This is a genomic window from Pseudomonas sp. ML96, assembly GCF_000761545.1.
In the GTDB taxonomy this organism is placed as follows: Bacteria; Pseudomonadota; Gammaproteobacteria; order Pseudomonadales; family Pseudomonadaceae; genus Aquipseudomonas.
The window spans coordinates 87,085-107,194 of the sequence record NZ_JPMY01000011.1 but is presented as its reverse complement, the minus strand read 5'-3'; the positions used below and the strand labels follow the sequence as shown (position 1 = coordinate 107,194).

Below are 20,110 nucleotides of genomic sequence, written 5' to 3'. Positions count from 1 at the left end.
GTGCGTGTTCCTCAGAATCCGGCCGGGGCGCGAGTGTGCCAATCGGACACTTGCTGGTACTGGTGCGCCACGTTGAGCAGGCGACCTTCCTGGAAGTAGGGGGCGAGCAGCTGCACGCCGACCGGCAGGCCGTCGACGAAGCCGGCGGGCATGGACAGACCCGGGATGCCGGCGAGGTTGGCGGTGATGGTGTAGATGTCTTCCAGGTAGGCCGAGACCGGATCGGCGCTCTTCTCGCCGAGTTTCCAGGCCGGGTTCGGCGTGGTCGGGCCGAGGATCAGGTCGACTTCATTGAAAGCGGCGACGAAGTCGTTCTTGATCAGGCGGCGGATCTGCTGGGCCTTGATGTAGTAGGCATCGTAGTAACCGGCGGACAGCGCATAGGTGCCGACCATGATGCGGCGCTTCACTTCCGCGCCGAAGCCTTCGCCGCGCGAGCGCTTGTACAGGTCTTCGAGGTTGACCGGGTTCTCGCAGCGGTAGCCGAAGCGCACGCCGTCGAAACGCGACAGGTTGGAGCTGGCTTCCGCTGGGGCGATTACGTAGTAGGCGGGAATCGCGTGCTGCATGTTCGGCAGGCTGATTTCCTTGACGGTGGCACCGAGCTTCTTCAGCTCTTCGACTACGGCCAACACGGCGTCAGCGATGCGGCTGTCGAGGCCGGCGCCGAAGTATTCCTTGGGCAGACCGATGCGCAGGCCGGCTAGCGGCTGGGTCAGGGCAGCCAGGTAATCATCCACCGGCTGATCGACGCTGGTCGAATCCTTCGGGTCGAAACCGGCCATGGCGCCGAGCAGCAGGGCGCAGTCCTCGGCGGTGCGGGCCAGCGGGCCGCCCTGATCGAGGCTGGAGGCATAGGCGATCATGCCCCAGCGGGAGACGCGACCGTAGGTCGGCTTGATCCCGGTGAGGTTGGTCAGCGCGGCCGGCTGGCGGATCGAGCCGCCGGTGTCGGTGCCGGTGGCGGCCGGCAGCAGGCGTGCGGCCACGGCGGCGGCGCTACCGCCGGAGGAGCCGCCCGGTACGCGGGTCAGGTCCCAGGGGTTCTTCACCGCGCCGTAGTGGCTGGATTCGTTGGCCGAGCCCATGGCGAACTCGTCCATGTTCAGCTTGCCCAGGGTCACGGTACCGGCGGTGGCCAGCTTGTCGACCACGGTGGCGTCATAGGGCGCCTTGAAGCCGGTGAGGATCTTCGAACCACAGCTGGTCAGCACGCCGTTGGTGCAGAACAGGTCCTTGTGGCCGATCGGCGCGCCGAGCAGGGTGCCATTCTCGCCGGCCGCGCGGCGGGCGTCGGCGGCTTGCGCCTGGGCGCGGGCCAGCTCTTCGGTGACGGTGATAAAGCTGTTCAGCTGCGGGTCGAGCTGGGCGATGCGCGCCAGCAGGCTCTCGGTCAGCTCGACGGAGGAGAAGGTCTTATCCTTCAGGCCGCGAGCGATCTCGGCCAGAGTCAGTTGATGCATGAGCAGGCCTTTCCTTTTATTCGATGACTTTCGGCACGAGGAACAGGCCGCTTTCCACGGCCGGGGCGATTGCCTGGTAGGCGTCGCGCTGGTTCTGTTCGCTCACCACGTCGGCGCGCAGGCGCTGGGTGGCCTCGAGCGGATGGGCCAACGGCTCGATGCCGGTGGTGTCGACCGCCTGCATGGCGTCGATCAGGCCGAGGATGTTGTTGAGGGTGGCAGTGGTCTGCGGAATTTCCGCCTCGTTCAGGCCCAGACGGGCGAGATGGGCGATTTTTTCCACGTCGGAGCGTTCGAGCGCCATCGTGAGTCTCCAGAAAACGGGCGGGGAACGGATGCCGCGCGGGGCGGTCAGATGCCGCGATTTTTGGGCCCTAAGGCCCGGAAAAGCAGGCAATTTAGCATATCTGGCGCCTTGCCCAAAAGGCGGCTCGTTGATAGAGTTTGCCGCACTTTTTACCCAGCGTTTTTCATCGCGCTCTGTTTAGGGCTTCTTTCCCATGTTCAAGAAACTGCGTGGCATGTTTTCCAGCGATCTGTCGATCGACCTGGGCACCGCCAATACCCTGATCTATGTCCGCGAGCGCGGCATCGTCCTCAACGAGCCGTCCGTGGTCGCCATTCGTAGCAGTGGCAACCAAAAATCCGTGGTCGCCGTCGGTACCGAAGCCAAGCGCATGCTGGGCCGTACCCCGGGCAACATCTCGGCCATCCGCCCGATGAAAGACGGCGTGATCGCCGACTTCAGCGTCTGCGAGAAGATGCTGCAGTACTTCATCAACAAGGTTCACGAGAACAGCTTCCTGCAGCCGTCGCCGCGTGTGCTGATCTGCGTGCCGTGCAAATCGACCCAGGTCGAGCGCCGCGCCATCCGTGAATCCGCCCTGGGCGCCGGTGCCCGTGAAGTGTTCCTGATCGAAGAGCCGATGGCCGCTGCCATCGGTGCCGGCCTGCCGGTCGAAGAGGCCCGCGGCTCGATGGTCGTCGATATCGGCGGTGGTACCACCGAAATCGCCCTGATCTCGCTGAACGGCGTGGTCTACGCCGAGTCCGTCCGCGTTGGTGGCGATCGCTTCGACGAGGCCATCATCACCTACGTGCGCCGCAACTACGGCTCGCTGATCGGCGAATCCACCGCCGAGCGCATCAAGCAGGAAATCGGCACCGCCTACGCTGGTGGCGAAGTCCGCGAAGTCGACGTGCGTGGCCGTAACCTGGCCGAAGGCGTACCGCGCAGCTTCACTCTGAACTCCAACGAAGTGCTGGAGGCTCTGCAGGAGTCCCTGGCGACTATCGTTCAGGCCGTGAAGAGCGCCCTGGAACAGTCCCCGCCGGAGCTGGCCTCCGACATCGCCGAGCGCGGCCTGGTGCTGACCGGTGGTGGCGCCCTGCTGCGCGACCTGGACAAGCTGCTGGCTCAGGAAACCGGCCTGCCGGTGATCGTCGCCGAGGACCCGCTGACCTGCGTGGCTCGCGGCGGTGGCCGTGCCCTGGAAATGATGGATCGCCACTCCATGGACCTGCTGTCCACCGAGTGATGAATCCTGTGGTGAGCCGAAGCCGGAAGCGACCCTTCCGGCTTTGTGTTTTCTAGCTGTCAGCCGGGAGTAGCTGCCATCAAACCGCTATTTGCCAAGGGACCTTCGCTGGGCGTACGACTGCTGGTGCTGGTCGTGCTTTCGGCCGTCCTGATGGTGGTGGATGCGCGTTTCGAAGTGCTCCAGCCACTGCGCGCCCAGGTCGGCGTGATCACCGAGCCAGCCTACCGCCTGGCGCGCCTGCCGGTGACCCTGTGGGAAGGCGTGACCCAGCAGTTCACCAGCCGCAGCGAACTGGCGGCGGAGAACGAGAAGCTCAAGGCCGAGGCGCTGCTGATGCAGGGCCGCCTGCAGAAGCTGGCCACCCTCACCGAACAGAACGTGCGCCTGCGCGAGTTGCTCAACTCCGCCGCGCTGGTGGACGAGCGAGTACTGGTCACCGAGCTGATCGGCGTCGACCCCAACCCCTTCACCCACCGCATCCTGATCGACAAGGGCGAGCGCGACGGTGTGTTCCTCGGCCAGCCGGTGCTCGATGCCCGTGGCCTGATGGGCCAGGTGGTCGAGGTGATGCCCTACACCGCCCGCGTGCTGCTGCTCACCGACACCAACCACAGCATCCCGGTGCAGGTGAACCGCAACGGCCTGCGTGCCATCGCTACCGGTACCGGTAACCCGGAACGCCTGGAGCTGCGCCACGTGGCCGACACCGCGGATATAAAGGAAGGCGATCTGCTGGTCAGCTCCGGCATGGGCCAGCGTTTCCCGGCCGGTTACCCGGTGGCCACGGTCAACGAAGTGGTGCACGACTCCGGTCAGCCCTTCGCCATCGTCCGGGCCGTACCGACCGCAGCGCTCAATCGCAGCCGCTACATGCTGCTGGTGTTCACCGACGAACGGACCCCCGAGGAGCGTGCCACCGAGGCCGCCGAGGCGCAGGAAGCGGCCGACCGCGAGGCTGCCGCCGATAGCCATGGCGCGGCGACCCAGCCAGCGCCTGCTGCAACCCCTGCTAACCCGCCGGCGCAACCCGCCCCGGTCGCCCCAGCGGCGCCGCCCGCTGCCACGCCGGCACCTGCCGCACCCCGGGAGAATCAGTGATGGTCCAGGTCAGAGCGCGCAATGCCTGGGTGATCTGGGCCAGCCTGATCCTCGCGCTGCTGCTCAGCGTCGCGCCGATGCCGCAGTTCATGGAAGTCGGCCGCCCACTGTGGGTGGCCCTGTTCCTGTCCTACTGGGCGCTGGCCCTGCCGCACCGCATCGGCATGGTGAGCGCCTGGTGCCTGGGGCTGGTACAGGACGTGCTGTTCGGCACCTTGCTCGGGCAGAACGCGCTGATCCTCACCCTGATCATCTTCCTGGTGCTGTCGCTACAGCGCCGTCTGCAGATGTTCCCCATGTGGCAGCAGAGCCTGGTGCTGCTGGTGGTGCTTGGCATCGCCCAGCTGGTGCAGCTGTGGCTCAACGCCCTCACCGGCAATCGCCCACCGACCCTGGCCTTCGTCCTGCCGGCGCTGATCAGCGCCTTGCTCTGGCCCTGGGTGTTCGCCATCCTGCGTGGGCTGCAACAGCGTTTCGCCATTCGCTGATACGCCATTCCACCTGACCCGGAGACCTCTGCATGGCCACGCTTCACCTGGCTTCGGGTTCCCCCCGCCGGCGCGAGTTGCTGGCGCAGGTCGGCGTGCCCTTCGTCACGCTAATCGCCTCGATTGATGAAACGGCCTTGCCCGATGAGCCTGCGGAGCGCTATGTAGAGCGCCTGGCTCGGGAAAAGGCGTTGGCCGGACTGGCTTCGTTGGCAGACGCCGTCGATGCGGTGGTGCTGGGCGCGGATACCGCGGTGGTGCTCGACGGTCGCATCCTCGGCAAACCGCTGGATCGTGCCGATGCGTTGGCCACTCTGGCCACCCTGTCCGGTCGTGAGCACCAGGTGTTGACTGCCGTGGCGCTGGTCGCCGGGCAGCGGGTCGAGTCGCGGGTAGTGGCCAGTCGCGTGCGTTTTCGCCCGCTGCGCCCTGGCGAGGCGGAGGCCTACTGGGCAACCGGCGAGCCATGCGACAAGGCGGGCAGCTATGGTATTCAGGGGCTGGCGGCGGTGTTCGTCAGCCAGCTCGAGGGCAGTTATTCGGCCGTGGTCGGCCTGCCGCTGTGCGAAACCGTGCAGTTGCTGGAGGAGTTCGGGATTTCGTGCTGGCAGGTCTGACCTGCCAGCCCACAGATAGTCAGTAGTGGCAGCGGCCCCTGGCCAGCAGTCGCGACGCGCAGAGTAGGACGCATGAGCGAAGAGATCCTGATCAACATCACGCCGATGGAGTCGCGCGTGGCGGTGGTGGAAAACGGTGTGCTGCAGGAGGTGCATGTCGAGCGCACCCAGAAGCGCGGCATCGTCGGCAACATTTATAAAGGCAAGGTCGTACGGGTGCTGCCGGGTATGCAGGCAGCCTTCATCGACATCGGCCTGGAGCGCGCCGCGTTCATCCATGCGGCGGAAATCTCCACCCGCGAGGGCAGTGCGGTGGAGTCCATCGGCGCCCTGGTCCACGAGGGCCAGAGTCTCGTCGTGCAGGTGACCAAGGACCCGATTGGCACCAAGGGCGCACGCCTCACCACGCACCTGTCCATCCCTTCCCGCTATCTGGTGTACATGCCGCGTACCGCGCATGTCGGCATCTCGCTGAAGATCGAGGACGAAGCCGAGCGCGAGCGCCTCAAGCAGGTGGTGGCCGATTGCGTGGCCGCCGAGGGTATCGAGGAAGTCGGTGGCTTCATTCTCAGGACCGCCGCCGAGGGCGCCGGTGCCGACGAGATCCTGGTCGATATCCGCTACCTGCGCCGCCTGTGGGAGCAGATCGCCGCGCAGATGAAGACCGCGCCGACCCCCTCGGTGATCTACGAGGACCTGTCCCTGGCCCTGCGCACCCTGCGCGACCTGGTCAACCCGAAGATCGAGAAGATCCGCATCGACTCGCGGGAGACCTTCGGCAAGATCACCCAGTTCGTCGACGAATTGATGCCGGAGATCGCCGACCGCCTGGAGCATTACCCTGGCGAACGGCCGATCTTCGACCTGTACGGCGTCGAGGACGAGATCCAGCGCGCCCTGGAGCGCAAGGTGCCGCTCAAATCCGGCGGCTACCTGGTGGTCGACCCGGCCGAGGCGATGACCACGGTGGACGTCAACACCGGGGCCTTCGTCGGTCACCGCACCCTCGAAGAGACCATCTTCAAGACCAACCTCGAGGCGGCCACCGCCATCGCCCGCCAGCTGCGCCTGCGCAATATCGGCGGGATCATCATCATCGACTTCATCGACATGGAAGATGAAGAACACCAGCGCCAGGTGCTACGCACCCTGGAGAAGCAGCTGGAGCGCGATCACGCCAAGACCAACATCATCGGCATCACCGAGCTGGGCCTGGTGCAGATGACCCGCAAGCGCACCCGCGAGAGCCTCGAGCAGGTGCTGTGCGAGCCATGCAGCGCCTGCCAGGGGCGCAGCAAGCTGAAGACGCCGGAGACCATCTGCTACGAGATCTTCCGCGAAATCCTGCGCGAGGCTCGTGCCTACCAGGCCGAGGGCTACCTGGTGCTGGCCAACCAGAAGGTGGTCGACCGCCTGCTCGACGAGGAGTCAGGCAATGTCGCCGATCTGGAGGCCTTCATCGGCCGCACCATCAAATTCCAGGTGGAGAGCATGTACTCCCAGGAGCAATACGATGTCGTGCTGCTCTGAGCCGGGGAACTGAAGCTTGATGCTCGCCAGCCTGCTGAGCCGACTGCTGCGTTGGGGGCTGGGGCTCTGTGCCCTGGTCCTGGTGCTGGCCGCGCTGTACGTCAGCCTGGGGCGTCAGCTGGTGCCGCTGGTGGCCGAATACCGTGACGAGGTGCAGGCGCGCGCCGCCACCGCGTTGAACATGCCGCTGTCCATCGGCAGCCTGGAAGGCAGCTGGCACGGCCTGAGCCCGGTGCTCACCGCGCACGACGTGCTGGTCGGCGAGGGCGACAGCGTGGTGCGCCTGGACCAGGTGCGCGTGGTGCCGGCGGTGCTCGACAGCCTGCTGGCGCGCCAGCCGCGCATCGCCAACCTGCAGGTCGAGGGCCTGCAGCTGAGCCTGCGCCAAGACGCCGAGGGGCACTGGGCGGTCGAGGGCCTGCCGCGGCGGGAGTCGGCCCAGCCGCTGGACCCGCAGCGCCTGATCGACGGCCTGAAGATGGTGCGCAAGGTTTCCCTGCTCGGCAGTCAGCTGACTTTCGAGCCTCAGGCTGGCGAGCCGCTCAGCCTCACCTATATCGATGTCACGCTGCGCAGCGGCACGGTGCGTCAGCGCCTGGATGGCCGCCTGCGTCTGCCGGATGGCCAGCCGCTGGCCTTCAATCTGCACGTGCGCCTGGCGCCCAAGGACTGGCGCGCGAGTCGCGCCGAGGCCTATCTGAGCCTGCCGCAGAGTGATTGGGCGGCCTGGCTACCCAAGGGCCTGTTGCACGACTGGAGCCTGAGCAAGGCCCAGGCCGGCGGCGAGTTCTGGCTGGACTGGGCCGATGGCGCAGTGCAGCGCGGCGCCGCCCGCCTGCATGCCCCGGAGGTGCGCGGTGCCTTCGCCCAGCGCCCGCCGGTCGAGGTCAGCGACCTCGGCCTGAGTGCTTATTTCGAGCGCCGTGGCGATGGCTTCGACCTGCTGGTCGATGCCCTGGCACTGAGCCTGGGCGAGACCCGCTGGGGCGAAGTGCAGCTGGCGCTGAGCCAGAAACTGGACGCCCAGGGCCAGGTGGAGCGCTGGGGGCTGAGCGCCGATCATCTCGAACTGAGCCCGCTGGGCCCGGTGATCCTGGCGCTGGCACCGCTACCGGAGGCGGCCGTCGAGGCGATCACTGCGCTGCAGCCGCGCGGCGCCTTGCGCAACGTCCAGGTGGATTACCGGCCGCAACTGAGCGACGCCCAGCGCGTGCAGTTCTCCGCCAACCTGGAGAAGGTCAGCATCGGTGCCTGGCATGGCGTGCCGGCGGCGGAGAACGTCAGTGGCAGCGTGCGCGGCGACCTCGGCGGCGGCGAGGGCCTGGTGGCCAGCGAGAACTTCGGCCTGCACTTCCCCAACCTGTTCCCCGAGATGTGGCACTACCGCCAGGCCGGCGCCACGCTGCGCTGGACGCTCGACGATGAGGCCTTCACCCTGTCCAGCCCCTATCTGCAGGTGGTGGGCGAGGAAGGGCGGATTGCCGGTGACTTCCTCGTGCGGCTGATGAAGGATCCGGCGCTGGAAGATTACATGGACCTGCGCGTCGGCCTGGAAGACGGCGACGCGATGCTGGCCAAGAAATACCTGCCGACCCGTTCGCCCGGTCTCAGTCCGGCCCTGGCCGAGTGGCTGCAGACCGCGATCCGCGCCGGCCACATTGAAGACGGCTGGTTCCAGTACCAGGGCTCGCTGGCCAAGGGCGCCGAAGACGCTGCCCGCAGCATCAGCCTGTACTTTCTGGTGGACCGCGCCGAACTGGCCTTCCAGCCCGGCTGGCCGGCGCTACGCGATGCCCGCGGCGAGGTGCTGATCGAAGACGACGGAGTCGATGTGAAGGTGCCCGAGGGCTCCATCCTCGACAGCCGGGTGCGCGATGTCACGGCCAATATTCCCAAGGCCGCCAACGGCCAGGCGCCGCGCATGGCGCTGGACGGCGAGCTGGACAGCAGCCTGGTGGATGCGCTGAAGATTCTGCAGGAGGCGCCCATCGGCACCGCCGAGACTTTCGCCGGCTGGCAGGGGCAGGGCCCGCTGAGCGGCAAGCTGAAGCTCGACATTCCCCTGGCCAAGGGCGCGCCGCCCCAGGTGCAGGTGGACTTCGCCACCGAGGGCGCGCAGTTGCAGATCGCCACGCCGAAGCTGGCGCTCAGCCAGCTCAAGGGCGCGTTCCGCTTCAACACCGCGTCCGGCCTCAGCTCGCCGGATATCCGCGCCCAGGTGCTCGGGCACGCGGTACGTGGCCGCGCCCTGGCCGAAGGCGCACGCGGCAACGGGCGTACGCGCATCGAGGCCAGTGGCAAGATGCCGCTGACCCAGCTCACCGGCTGGCTGGGGGTGACCCAGGCCCTGCCGCTCAAGGGCGAGATTCCCTACAAGCTCAACCTGACCCTGGATGGCAACGACAGCCAGCTGCGCATCGAGTCTGACCTCAAGGGCCTCGCCGTGGAGCTGCCGCCACCCTTCGGCAAGGCTGCAGGCGATACGCGCAACACCAGCTGGCGCATGACCCTGCAGGGCAAGGAGCGGCGTTACTGGCTGGATTACGGCAACGTGGCCAGCCTGGCCCTGGCCGCAGCACCGGGGCAGACCCTGCAGGGACGTGGTGAACTGCGTCTGGGCGGCGATCCGGCGAAGCTGCCGTCGGACGCCGGGCTGCGCGTCAGCGGCAAGCTGGATGAGCTGGACTGGAACGCCTGGCAGGCAGCTGCCAAGCCTTATATGGGCCTGGCTGGCGATGGCCAGAATCGGCAGTTCTTCCGCGGCGCCGATCTGGCCATCGGTCGCTTCAACGGTTTCGGCACCCAGGTCGACAATCTGGGCGTCAAGCTGGCGCGGGCCCAGGCCGGCTGGCAGTTGGATCTTAGCAGCGCGCTGCTGGAGGGAAGCATCGCTCTGCCGGACGCCTCGGGGGTGCCCATCGACATCAATCTGGCGCGCCTGAGCTTCCCGCCGGCCGAGCCGCCCAAGGCCGACGAGACGGAGCCGGAACCGGATAAGCCGGACCTGCTGGCCGCCGTCGATCCACGGCAGATTCCCGCCCTTGATGTGCGCATCGCCAAGGTCATGCAGGGCGATGCGCTGGTCGGCGCCTGGTCGCTCAAGGCCCGGCCGACGCCGCAGGGCGTGCGTTTCAGCGAGCTGAACCTCGATCTCAAGGGGCTCAAGCTGGGCGGTGAAATGGGCTGGGAGGGCGCGCCGGGTGCCAGCAGCAGTTGGTACAAGGGCCGCCTGGAAGGACAGAACCTGGCCGATGTGCTGAGTGCCTGGAACTATGCGCCGAGCACCACCAGCGAACGCTTCCGCCTGGATGTCGATGGCCGCTGGCCGGGCTCGCCGGCCTGGTTCGGCCTTAAGCGCTTCTCCGGCAGCCTCGACGCCAGCCTGCGCAAGGGCCAGTTCGTCGAGGTACAGGGCTCGGCCTCGGCGCTGCGCGTGTTCGGCCTGCTCAACTTCAACTCGATCAGCCGCCGCCTGCGCCTGGATTTCTCCGACCTGCTCGGCAAGGGCTTCAGCTACGACACCACCAAGACCCTGCTGGTCGGCCAGAACGGCGTGTTCGACACCCGCGAGCCGCTGCGCGTGGTCGGCCCCTCCAGCACCATGGAGATGAACGGCCAGCTGGACATGGCGCGCAACCAGATCGACGCCACCCTGCTGGTGACCCTGCCGGTGACCAACAACCTGCCGCTGGCGGCGCTGATCGTCGGGGCGCCGGCCGTCGGTGGTGCGCTGTTCGTGGCCGACAAGCTGCTGGGCGATCGTGTCGCCCGCTTCGCCAGCGTGCAGTACAAGGTCAAAGGGCCTTGGCACAACCCTGAGATCAGCTTCGACAAGCCGTTCGAGAAGCCGCGCTGAGTGACTTGCGGTAGCATGCGGGTAATCACCGGACGGAAGCTTCCATGTCCCTCGCCGTAATCCAGATGGTCAGCCAGGACGATGTCCTGGCCAACCTCTCCACCGCCCGTCGCCTGCTGCAGCAGGCCGCCGAGTCCGGCGCGCGCCTCGCCGTGTTGCCGGAAAACTTCGCCGCCATGGGCCGCCGCGACCTCGCCGCCATCGGTCGTGCCGAGGCCGATGGCAGTGGCCCGATCCTGCCCTGGTTGAAATGCACCGCCCGCGACCTCAGCTTGTGGATAGTGGCCGGCACCATTCCGCTGCCGCCGGACGGCAAACCTGACGCCAAGTCGCACGCCTGCTCGCTGCTGATCGATAATCAGGGCCAGTGCGCGGCGCGCTACGACAAGCTGCACCTGTTCGACGTCGATGTCGCCGATGCCCGCGGGCGTTACCGCGAGTCGGACGACTTCGCCTTCGGCGACAAGGTGGTGGTAGCCGATACGCCGGTCGGCCGGCTGGGCCTGACTGTGTGCTATGACCTGCGCTTCCCCGAGCTGTACAGCCGGTTGCGCGAGGCCGGCGCCGAGCTGATCAGCGCCCCGGCGGCGTTCACCGCCGTCACCGGTGCGGCGCACTGGCAGGTGCTGACCCGCGCCCGCGCCATCGAGACCCAGTGCTATGTGCTGGCGGCAGGGCAGGGTGGCACTCATCCGGGAGGCCGCGAGACATTCGGCCACTCGGCGATCATCGACCCTTGGGGCCGGGTGCTGGCCGAGCAGCCCACAGGCGAAGCCGTGCTGCTGGCCTGTCGCGATGCCGCCGAGCAGGACGCGATCCGCCAGCGTATGCCGGTGGCCCGCCACAGAAGATTCATCGCGCCTGAGCAACCGGCTCCGGCGCCAACGGAGCAGTCATGAACGAGATCCTCGGCCGCGTCAGCGGTCACCTGCTGAGCCCCGGCAACCTCTCCATCGAGCAGCTGCCGGCGATCCTCGCCGACGTGGTGGGCCCCGGCATCGACGCCGCCGACCTGTATTTCCAGAGCCAGGTCTCCGAGTCCTGGGTGCTGGAGGACGGCATCGTCAAGGAAGGCAGCTTCAACCTCGACCAGGGCGTGGGCGTGCGCGCCCAGTCCGGCGAGAAGACCGGCTTCGCCTACAGCAACGCCATCCATGCCGAGGCCCTGGGCCAGGCGGCGCGCGCCGCCCGCTCGATCGCCCGCGCCGGCCAGCAGGGCAAGGTGCAGGCCTTCGCCAGCCCGACGGTGACCGCGCTGTACGCCCAGGACAACCCGCTGGAAGTGCTGGAGCGCGCCGAGAAGGTCGAACTGCTCAAGCGCATCGACGCCTTCACCCGCACCCTCGATCCGCGCATCAAGCAGGTCACCGTCAGCCTGGCCGGGGTCTGGGACCACGTGCTGGTGGCCGCCAACGACGGCAGCCTGGCCGCCGACATCCGCCCGCTGGTGCGCTTCAACGTCAGCGTGATCGTCGAGCACAACGGCCGCCGCGAACGCGGTGGCCACGGTGGTGGCGGGCGCAGCGACTACCGCTACTTCCTCGAGCGTGACGGCAACGGCGAAGAGCGCGCCATGGGCTACGCCCGCGAGGCGCTGCGCCAGGCCCTGGTCAACCTGGAAGCGATTCCCGCGCCTGCCGGCACCCTGCCGGTGGTGATGGGCGCCGGCTGGTCCGGCGTGCTGCTGCACGAGGCGGTCGGCCATGGCCTGGAAGGCGACTTCAACCGCAAGGGCAGCTCGGCCTACAGCGGCAAGATTGGCGAGAAGGTGGCGTCGAGCCTGTGCACCATCGTCGACGACGGCACCCTGGCCGGGCGCCGCGGTTCGCTGAGCCTGGACGACGAAGGCACGCCGACCCAGTGCACCACGCTGATCGAGAACGGCGTGCTCAAGGGCTACATGCAGGACAAGCTCAACGCGCGCCTGATGGGCGTGGCACCGACCGGCAACGGCCGCCGCGAGTCCTACTCGCACCTGCCGATGCCGCGCATGACCAACACCTACATGCTGGCCGGCGAGAGCGACCCGGAAGAGATCATCCGTTCGGTGAAGAAGGGCATCTACTGCGCCAATCTCGGCGGTGGCCAGGTCGACATCACCAGCGGCAAGTTCGTGTTCTCCACCAGTGAGGCCTACCTGATCGAGGACGGCAAGATCACCGCGCCGGTCAAGGGCGCGACCCTGATCGGCAATGGTCCGGAGGCGATGAGCCGGGTGTCGATGGTCGGCAACGACCTGGCCCTGGACAGCGGCGTGGGTACCTGCGGCAAGGACGGTCAGTCGGTGCCGGTGGGCGTTGGCCAGCCGACCCTGAAGATCGATGCGATTACCGTGGGTGGCACTGGCGCCTGAGGCGCAGGGCGAGTTCCATCAGGAAGAGTCGGATGCGGCCTAGGCCGCATCCGCAGTGGCAGGGTTAACGCAGGCCGCGCTGGACCTCGTCCAGTTCGCGAATGTATTTGAAGACCTTGCGCGCAGCGGCTGGCGGTTTGTTCCGCGCCGCCTCGTGCTGGGCATGACGGATCAGGCTGCGCAGGTGCTGGCGGTCGGCTTCCGGGTAGTCGGCAACGAAGCTCTCGAGGACCGCGTCATCGCCCTCGACCAGACGATCGCGCCAGCGCTCGAGGGCGTGGAAGCGCTCGTTGTACTCGCGGGTGGAGCTGTCGACCTGGTCGACCAGGGCGAGGATGCCCTCGATGTCCTGGTCGCGCATGAGCTTGCCGATGAACTGGATGTGGCGTTTCTTGGCGGCATTGGCCGTGTGTTTCGGGGCCTCGGCCAGGGCTTTGCGCAGGCCGTCGGTGATCGGCAGCTTGGCGACCAGGTCGGGCTTGAGGGTGGTCAGGCGAGCACCGAGATCCTGCAGGGCATGCAGCTCGCGCTTGATCTGGGTCTTGCTCTTCTCGCCGGAGAAGTCTTCGTCGTATGAATCAGCCATGGGGGCGGTCCGAATGGAAACGCCGCCATGATAACCAGTCAGGGAGGGCCTGTCCGCAGCGGACCGGCCGCCCGTCGTTGGAGTGCAACATGAGTTCAGCACAAGCAGTGGGCCCACAGGCCCTGCCGGACCTGCAGGCGCAGGTCGAACAGATCATCGCCGAGGCGCGTCGCCAGGGCGCCAGCGCCTGCGAAGTGGCGGTGTCGATGGAGCAGGGGCTGTCCACCACGGTGCGTCAGGGCGAGGTCGAGACGGTCGAGTTCAACCGCGACCAGGGTTTTGGCATCACCCTGTATGTCGGCCAGCGCAAGGGCTCGGCCAGCACCTCGGCGAGCGGCGATGCGGCCATTCGCGAGACCGTGGCGGCCGCCCTGGCCATCGCCAAGCATGCCTCCGAGGATGACTGCGCCGGCCTCGCCGACGCCGCGCTGATGGCCCGCGAGCTGCCGGAACTGGACCTGTTCCACCCCTGGGAGATCAGCCCGGAACAGGCCGTCGAGCGCGCCCTGGCCTGCGAGGCCGCGGCCTTCGCCGCCGACCAGCGAATCAGCAACGCCGACGGCACCAGCCTGAGTACCCACCAGGGCTGCCGCGTGTACGGCAATAGCCACGGCTTCGTCGGCGGCTACGCCAGCACCCGCCATAGCCTGAGCTGCGTGATGATCGCCGAGGCCCAGGGTCAGATGCAGCGCGACTACTGGTACGACGTCAATCGCCAGGGCGAGCTGCTGGCCGAGCCGGCGCTGATCGGCCGCCGCGCCGCCGAGCGCAGCGTGGCGCGTCTCGGCGCCCGTCCGGTGCCGACCTGCGAGGTGCCGGTGCTGTTCGCTGCGGAACTGGCCACCGGCCTGTTCGGCCATCTGCTGGCGGCCATCTCCGGTGGCAACCTGTATCGCCATTCCTCGTTCCTCGAGGGCGCGCTGGGTCAGCGCCTGTTCCCCGAGTGGCTGAACCTCGACGAGCGCCCGCATATTCCGCGCGCCATGGGCAGTGCCACTTTCGACGGCGATGGCCTGGCCACCTATGCCAAGCCGTTCGTCGCTGGCGGCGAGCTGGTCTCCTACATCCTCGGCACCTACTCCGGGCGCAAGCTGGGCATGCCCAGCACGGCCAACTCCGGCGGCGTGCACAACCTGTTCGTCAGCCATGGCGATGAGGACCAGAAAGCGCTGATCAAGCGCATGGATCGTGGCCTGTTGGTTACCGAGCTGATGGGGCAGGGCCTCAATCTGGTCACCGGCGACTACTCGCGCGGCGCCGCCGGCTTCTGGGTGGAGAACGGCGAGATCCAGTTCCCGGTGCAGGAAGTCACCATCGCCGGCAACCTGCGCGAGATGTTCCGTCAGATCGTTGCGGTCGGTAGCGATCTGGAACTGCGTGGCAACATCCGCACCGGCTCGGTGTTGATCGAGCGGATGACCGTGGCCGGTAGCTGATCAGCGCTGCCGCCCAGCCAAGCCCGGCGCTCCGCCCAGGACGCCGGGCTTTTTCATGCCTGGTGAAAGCTAAGTCCCTACTCTTTGTGTATTGATTATTCTTCTCAGTCGAGAATAAATATCATTATCAGATCAGAGTGGACGCCCATGTCCTTTGCATTTTTCACCCCCTGCCTCGATTGCTGGCACTGGCAAGGCTTCCGCATTCGCTGCGCGCTGCTGCCGGACGAGCCGCGCCTGCTCGATCAGCACGAGTTCCACGGGCACCAACTTGCGGCCCAGGGGCGGATAGAGCCTTGGCAGCTCTCGGTACTGACCCTGGAGCTGCTGCTGGACACGGCCAGCGACGTGGCGCTGCCCTGGCACTGGCGCAACCTCTGCCTCGATCGCGCTTGGCGGCCGCTGCACGGCCTGCAGTACCTCGCTCACGACCTCGAACAGCAGCGTACGCACATCCGCCTGCGCAACCGGCTGGCGACCCTGAACCTGTCGCCCTCCCTCTCATTCAACGAGCCATTAGAAGGACATCCCTATGAGTGACACCCGCATCGAACGCGACAGCATGGGTGAGCTGGAAGTACCGGCAGCAGCGCTGTACGGCGCGCAGACCCAACGTGCGGTGAACAACTTCCCGGTGTCCGGCCAGCGCATGCCGGCGCCCTTCATCCGCGCCCTGATCCTGGCCAAGGCCGCCGCGGCGCGGGCCAACGTCGAGTTGGAGCAACTCGCGCCGGCCCAGGGCGATGCCATCGTCGCGGCCTGCCAGCAACTGTTGGAAGGCGACTTCATGGCGCATTTCCCGGTGGATGTGTTCCAGACCGGCTCCGGCACCAGCTCCAACATGAACGCCAACGAGGTGATCGCTAGCCTGGCCAGCCGCATCCTCGGCGACAAGGTCAGCGCCAACGATCACGTCAACTGCGGGCAGAGCAGCAACGACATCATCCCCACCACCATCCATGTCAGCGCCGCTATCGAACTGCACGAGCGCCTGCTGCCGGCCCTCGGCCACCTGCTTACGGTGCTGTGTGACAAGTCGCTGGAAGTGCAGCCCTACGTGAAGACCGGCCGCACCCACCTGATGGACGCCATGCCGGTACGCATGAGCCAGGTGCTGGACGGCTGGGGCCAGCAGATCCAGGCCAATATCGTGCACCTGCGCGCGCTGCAGCCGAGCCTGCAGGCCCTGGCCCAGGGTGGCACTGCGGTGGGCACCGGGGTCAACGCCCATCCGCGCTTCGCCGAGCATTTCTGCCGCGAGCTGACCGCGCTGACCGGCGTGCCTTTCAGCACCGGCACCAACTTCTTCGCCCTGATCGGCTCGCAGGATACTGCCGTGGCCATCTCCGGGCAGCTGAAGACCGTGGCGGTGTCGCTGATGAAGATCGCCAACGACCTGCGCTGGATGAACTCCGGCCCGCTCGCCGGCCTCGCCGAGATCGAGCTGGAGGCGCTGCAGCCGGGCTCGTCGATCATGCCGGGCAAGGTCAATCCGGTAATTCCGGAAGCCACCGCGATGGTCGCCGCCCAGGTGATCGGCAACGACGCGGCGATCGCCATCGCCGGACAGTCCGGCAACTTTGAGCTGAACGTGATGCTGCCGCTGGTGGCCGACAACCTGCTGCACAGCATTCAGCTGCTGAGCAACTCCAGTCGCCTGCTGGCCGACCGTGCCATCGCCAGTTTCAAGGTCAACCAGCCGAAGCTGCGTGAAGCGCTGGACCGCAACCCGATCCTGGTCACCGCGCTCAACCCGATCATCGGCTATCTCAAGGCCGCCGAGATCGCCAAACAGGCCTACCGCGAGGGTCGGCCGATCATCGAGGTGGCGCTGGAGAACACCGACCTGTCCCGGCAGCAGCTGGAGCAGTTGCTCAACCCGGAAAAACTCACCGAAGGCGGCCTCTGAGGCCGCTGCATGCGCCGGCAAGGCGAGGAGTTCAGGCAATGGAGCACTGGAAAACAACCATCGAGGCGGGCAATCGCTGCTTCATCGACGGCGACTGGGTACAGGCGCGCGAGCTCTACCTGCAGGCGCTGGCCGAGGCACAGGTGCTGTATGGCCGCTGGCCCGACCATGACATGGCGGTGGCGGCCTTCGTCATCTCCCACCACAACCTCGCCGACCTGCACCTGACCCTGGGCCAGCCGGAGGAGGCTGCGGAGAACCTCTGCGCCAGCCACGAACGGCTGCTGCAGACCCTGGCCGACGCGGCCCTGCACGAGGGCTTGCGCAGCGCCGCCATGCACCACAGCCGGCGCACCTACCTCGAGCTGCTGCAATTCATCGGCGAGCACGGCGCCTTTCCCCGCACCGACCGTCTGCTCGGTGCGCCGCAGCGCCATGCCTGGCAGCGGCGCGTTCCGACCGTGACCAGCCCCGGTCGCCACTACCACTGAAGGAGAGCCACACAATGGCCCACAGCCTGCCTGCGTTGCCCTATGCCTATGACGCCCTGGAACCGCACATCGATGCGCAGACCATGGAGATCCACCACAGCAAGCACCACCAGACCTACATCAACAACCTGAACGCTGCCCTGGAAGGGTCGTCCTATGCAGAGTGGCCGGTCGAGGCGCTGCTGCAGCGCCTGGCCGAGTTGCCCCAGACGCTGCACGGTGCGGTGATCAACCAGGGCGGTGGGCATGCCAACCACACGCTGTTCTGGACGGTGATGGCGCCCACCGGTGGCGGCGAGCCAGACGGCGAGTTGGCGACAGCAATCGAGACGCAACTGGGCGGCTTCGCGGCCTTCAAGGAGGCCTTCACCAAGGCTGCGCTGAGCCGTTTCGGCAGCGGCTGGGCCTGGCTCAGCGTGACGCCGGACAAGCGCCTGCTGGTGGAGAGCAGCGCCAACCAGGACAGCCCGCTGATGCACGGCAACACGCCGATCCTCGGCTTGGATGTGTGGGAGCACGCCTACTATCTGAAGTACCAGAACCGCCGACCGGAATATATCGGCGCCTTCTACAACGTGGTCGACTGGGCCGAGGTAGCGCGGCGCTACCGTGCAGCCCTGGCGGCGGACTGAAGGGATGGACGGCATGCAACACGGCTTTTCTTCGGCCGGAGGTCGGACGCTGCGTTACCTGATCGGTTTCTCGGTGGTGCTGCTCGGCTGCAGTTTGCTGCTGGTGCAGGCCACCAGCATCGCCGAGCAGACCATCGAGCCGCAGATCTGGCGAGCCCTGCAGGGCGGCCTGCTGTGCGCTCTCGGCACCGCGCTGGGCGCCGTGCCGGTGCTGTTCATGCGCAGTATCTCGACTCGCTTCGCCGACACCCTGCTGGGCTTCGGCGGCGGCGTGATGCTGGCGGCCACGGTGTTCTCCCTGCTGATTCCGGCACTCGCTGCAGCAGAGGAGCTGGGCTTCTCGCCCTGGGGCGCAGGCTTTCTCGCCAGCTTCGGCTTGCTGCTGGGGGCGGGCGCGCTGTTCGGTCTAGGACGTTGCTTGCCCGAGGTGCAGATGCGTGCGGCCAACGGCGAGTTGCAGGCACTGGCGCCGAACGTCCTGCTGTTCGTGGTGGCGATCGTCCTGCACAACATTCCGGAGGGCATGGCGGTCGGTGTGTCCGCCGGTGCCGGGTTGCAGGGCGCGGATACTCTGGCCATGGGTATTGCCCTGCAGGATCTGCCGGAGGGGCTGATCATCGCCCTGGTGCTGGCCGGCGGCGGCATGGGGCGTGGCAAGGCGCTGCTGATCGGCGCCGCGTCGGGGCTGGTCGAGCCGCTATTCGCCGTGCTTTGTGCCTGGTTGGTAGGGGTGTCTGCGCTGCTGTTGCCCTGGGGGCTGGCGCTGGCGGCGGGGGCGATGCTGTTCGCCGTGGTGCACGAGATCATTCCCGAGTCGCACCGCAAGGGCTACGCCACCGAGGCGAGTATGGGGCTGGCGGGAGGCTTCTGCCTGATGATGGTGCTGGATACCGCGCTCGCTTGAGAGCCTGAGTTACGAGCCTTTGGCTCTACGCCAGAGGTTCGTGACCCGTGTGCGCTTTATTCGCCTTCGTCGAACTTGTTGTCGATCAACTGTACCAGCGCAGCAATCGCCTCGTCCTCGCGCTCCCCCTCGCTGAACAAGTGAATGTTGGTGCCCTTGCCGGCCGCCAGCATCATCACCGCCATGATGCTCTTGCCGTCCACCAGGCTCTCCGGCGAACGGCCGACCCGCACTTGGCAGGGAAAGCCGCTGGCCACGCCGACAAACTTGGCGGCGGCGCGGGCATGCAGGCCGAGCTTGTTGATGATGGTGATCTCGCGGGAAGGCATTGCAGTCCTTAGCCGAGGTCGCGGTGGCGGACCTGGACATTCTTCAGCGTGGGTTTGAGGGCCTCGCCCAGCCGGTTGGCCAGGTACACCGAGCGGTGGTGGCCGCCGGTACAGCCGATGGCGACCGTGACATAGGCGCGGTTACTGGCGGCAAAGCGCGGCAGCCACTTGTTCAGGTAGCCGAGGATGTCCTGGTACATCTCCTCGACATCCGGCTGCGCGGCCAGGTATTCGGCTACCGGCGCCTCCAGTCCCGACATGTCGCGCAGGTCCGGCTTCCAGTAGGGATTGGGCAGGCAGCGCACGTCGAACACCAGGTCGGCATCCACCGGCATGCCGCGCTTGAAGCCGAACGACTCGACCAGGAACGCAGTGCCCGGCTCCGGCTTGTTCAGCAGGCGCAGCTTGAGGGTGTCGCGCAGCTGGTAGAGGTTGAGATGGGTGGTGTCGATCTTCAGGTCGGCGAGATCGATGATCGGCGCCAGCAGCGTGGCCTCGTCACGGATGGCCTCTGCGAGTGCGCGTTCTTCATTGGTCAGCGGGTGGCGCCGACGAGTCTCGGAGAAGCGTTTGAGCAGGGTCTCGTCGGCGGCGTCGAGGTACAGCACGTCGCACTGGATGTGGCGGGCGCGGACCTCGTCGAGCAGTTCGGGGAAACGCTTGAGCTGGCTGGGCAGGTTGCGTGCGTCTACCGAGACCGCGACCTGCGGATGCAGCAGTTCGGTTTCGAGCAGGGCGCGTTCGGCCAGGTCCGGCAGCAGGCCGGCGGGCAGGTTGTCGATGCAGTAGAAGCCGTTGTCTTCCAGCACGTCGAGTGCTGTGCTCTTGCCCGAGCCGGAACGACCACTGACGATAATCAGCCGCATGACGCCACGCC

The 20,110-nt window shown here is 67.0% G+C and carries 19 protein-coding genes; 14 read left to right on the top strand and 5 right to left on the bottom strand.

Annotated features, from left to right (window positions below; genetic code table 11):
• Window positions 1-11: 11 nt before the first annotated feature.
• On the bottom strand, window positions 12-1,463 hold the full coding sequence (gatA, locus tag IP89_RS09300; protein WP_043309163.1) for an Asp-tRNA(Asn)/Glu-tRNA(Gln) amidotransferase subunit GatA: 1,452 nt from the start codon (window positions 1,461-1,463) through the stop codon (window positions 12-14).
• 16 nt (window positions 1,464-1,479) lie between these two features.
• Entirely contained in the window at window positions 1,480-1,767 is a 288-nt protein-coding gene (gene gatC / locus IP89_RS09295; protein WP_043309162.1) for an Asp-tRNA(Asn)/Glu-tRNA(Gln) amidotransferase subunit GatC, read from the bottom strand.
• A 196-nt stretch (window positions 1,768-1,963) separates the two neighbouring features.
• Between gatC and mreB the strand changes: the two genes are divergently transcribed.
• The 8 genes from mreB to tldD all read left to right on the top strand — a co-directional run bounded on the left by mreB (window position 1,964) and on the right by tldD (window position 12,946).
• Window positions 1,964-3,001, top strand: a complete 1,038-nt coding sequence (mreB, locus tag IP89_RS09290; RefSeq protein ID WP_043309161.1) for a rod shape-determining protein MreB — start codon at window positions 1,964-1,966, stop codon at window positions 2,999-3,001.
• 126 nt (window positions 3,002-3,127) lie between these two features.
• Window positions 3,128-4,102 (top strand): rod shape-determining protein MreC, encoded by a 975-nt coding sequence (gene mreC / locus IP89_RS09285; RefSeq protein WP_043309160.1) that lies wholly within the window; start codon window positions 3,128-3,130, stop codon window positions 4,100-4,102.
• On the top strand, window positions 4,102-4,590 hold the full coding sequence (mreD, locus tag IP89_RS09280) for a rod shape-determining protein MreD (RefSeq protein ID WP_043309159.1): 489 nt from the start codon (window positions 4,102-4,104) through the stop codon (window positions 4,588-4,590). The genes mreC and mreD overlap by 1 nt, the downstream gene beginning before the upstream one ends.
• A gap of 32 nt (window positions 4,591-4,622) precedes the next feature.
• Window positions 4,623-5,207 carry a nucleoside triphosphate pyrophosphatase gene (locus IP89_RS09275; protein WP_043309158.1) on the top strand — a complete coding sequence of 195 codons (585 nt, stop codon included), beginning with the start codon at window positions 4,623-4,625 and terminating at the stop codon, window positions 5,205-5,207.
• A gap of 72 nt (window positions 5,208-5,279) precedes the next feature.
• Window positions 5,280-6,737: a ribonuclease G gene (gene rng, locus IP89_RS09270; protein WP_043309157.1), complete on the top strand. Its 1,458-nt coding sequence runs from the start codon at window positions 5,280-5,282 to the stop codon at window positions 6,735-6,737.
• Between the two features lie 19 nt (window positions 6,738-6,756).
• Window positions 6,757-10,593 (top strand): YhdP family protein, encoded by a 3,837-nt coding sequence (locus IP89_RS09265; RefSeq protein ID WP_043309156.1) that lies wholly within the window; start codon window positions 6,757-6,759, stop codon window positions 10,591-10,593.
• A gap of 44 nt (window positions 10,594-10,637) precedes the next feature.
• Entirely contained in the window at window positions 10,638-11,492 is an 855-nt protein-coding gene (locus IP89_RS09260) for a carbon-nitrogen hydrolase family protein (protein WP_043309155.1), read from the top strand.
• Window positions 11,489-12,946, top strand: a complete 1,458-nt coding sequence (tldD, locus tag IP89_RS09255) for a metalloprotease TldD (protein ID WP_043309154.1) — start codon at window positions 11,489-11,491, stop codon at window positions 12,944-12,946. The genes IP89_RS09260 and tldD overlap by 4 nt, the downstream gene beginning before the upstream one ends.
• A 64-nt stretch (window positions 12,947-13,010) precedes the next feature.
• On the opposite strand, the gene yjgA is transcribed toward tldD, so the two are convergent.
• A complete protein-coding gene (yjgA, locus tag IP89_RS09250; protein WP_043309153.1) occupies window positions 13,011-13,532 on the bottom strand; it encodes a ribosome biogenesis factor YjgA in 522 nt (173 codons plus the stop codon).
• Window positions 13,533-13,621: 89 nt separating this feature from the next.
• On the opposite strand from yjgA, the gene pmbA reads away from it, so the two are divergent.
• The 6 genes from pmbA to IP89_RS09220 all read left to right on the top strand — a co-directional run bounded on the left by pmbA (window position 13,622) and on the right by IP89_RS09220 (window position 18,904).
• A complete protein-coding gene (gene pmbA, locus IP89_RS09245; protein WP_043309152.1) occupies window positions 13,622-14,968 on the top strand; it encodes a metalloprotease PmbA in 1,347 nt (448 codons plus the stop codon).
• Window positions 14,969-15,115: 147 nt separating this feature from the next.
• Window positions 15,116-15,508, top strand: a complete 393-nt coding sequence (locus tag IP89_RS09240; RefSeq protein WP_043309151.1) for a hypothetical protein — start codon at window positions 15,116-15,118, stop codon at window positions 15,506-15,508.
• On the top strand, window positions 15,501-16,877 hold the full coding sequence (gene fumC, locus IP89_RS09235; protein WP_043309150.1) for a class II fumarate hydratase FumC: 1,377 nt from the start codon (window positions 15,501-15,503) through the stop codon (window positions 16,875-16,877). The genes IP89_RS09240 and fumC overlap by 8 nt, the downstream gene beginning before the upstream one ends.
• Window positions 16,878-16,915: 38 nt before the next feature.
• Complete coding sequence (locus IP89_RS09230; RefSeq protein WP_052081010.1) at window positions 16,916-17,368, top strand: tetratricopeptide repeat protein; 453 nt, start codon at window positions 16,916-16,918, stop codon at window positions 17,366-17,368.
• A gap of 14 nt (window positions 17,369-17,382) precedes the next feature.
• Window positions 17,383-18,000, top strand: coding sequence for a superoxide dismutase (locus tag IP89_RS09225; protein ID WP_043309149.1), 618 nt, complete (start codon window positions 17,383-17,385; stop codon window positions 17,998-18,000).
• A 4-nt stretch (window positions 18,001-18,004) separates the two neighbouring features.
• The gene (locus IP89_RS09220; protein ID WP_052081009.1) at window positions 18,005-18,904 is read left to right on the top strand and encodes a ZIP family metal transporter; all 900 of its coding nucleotides are present in this window, start codon (window positions 18,005-18,007) and stop codon (window positions 18,902-18,904) included.
• 56 nt (window positions 18,905-18,960) lie between these two features.
• Here IP89_RS09220 and IP89_RS09215 read toward each other — a convergent pair whose 3' ends face one another.
• A complete protein-coding gene (locus tag IP89_RS09215; protein ID WP_043309148.1) occupies window positions 18,961-19,233 on the bottom strand; it encodes an HPr family phosphocarrier protein in 273 nt (90 codons plus the stop codon).
• Window positions 19,234-19,241: 8 nt separating this feature from the next.
• Window positions 19,242-20,099 carry an RNase adapter RapZ gene (gene rapZ / locus IP89_RS09210; protein WP_043309147.1) on the bottom strand — a complete coding sequence of 286 codons (858 nt, stop codon included), beginning with the start codon at window positions 20,097-20,099 and terminating at the stop codon, window positions 19,242-19,244.
• Window positions 20,100-20,110: the final 11 nt, after the last annotated feature.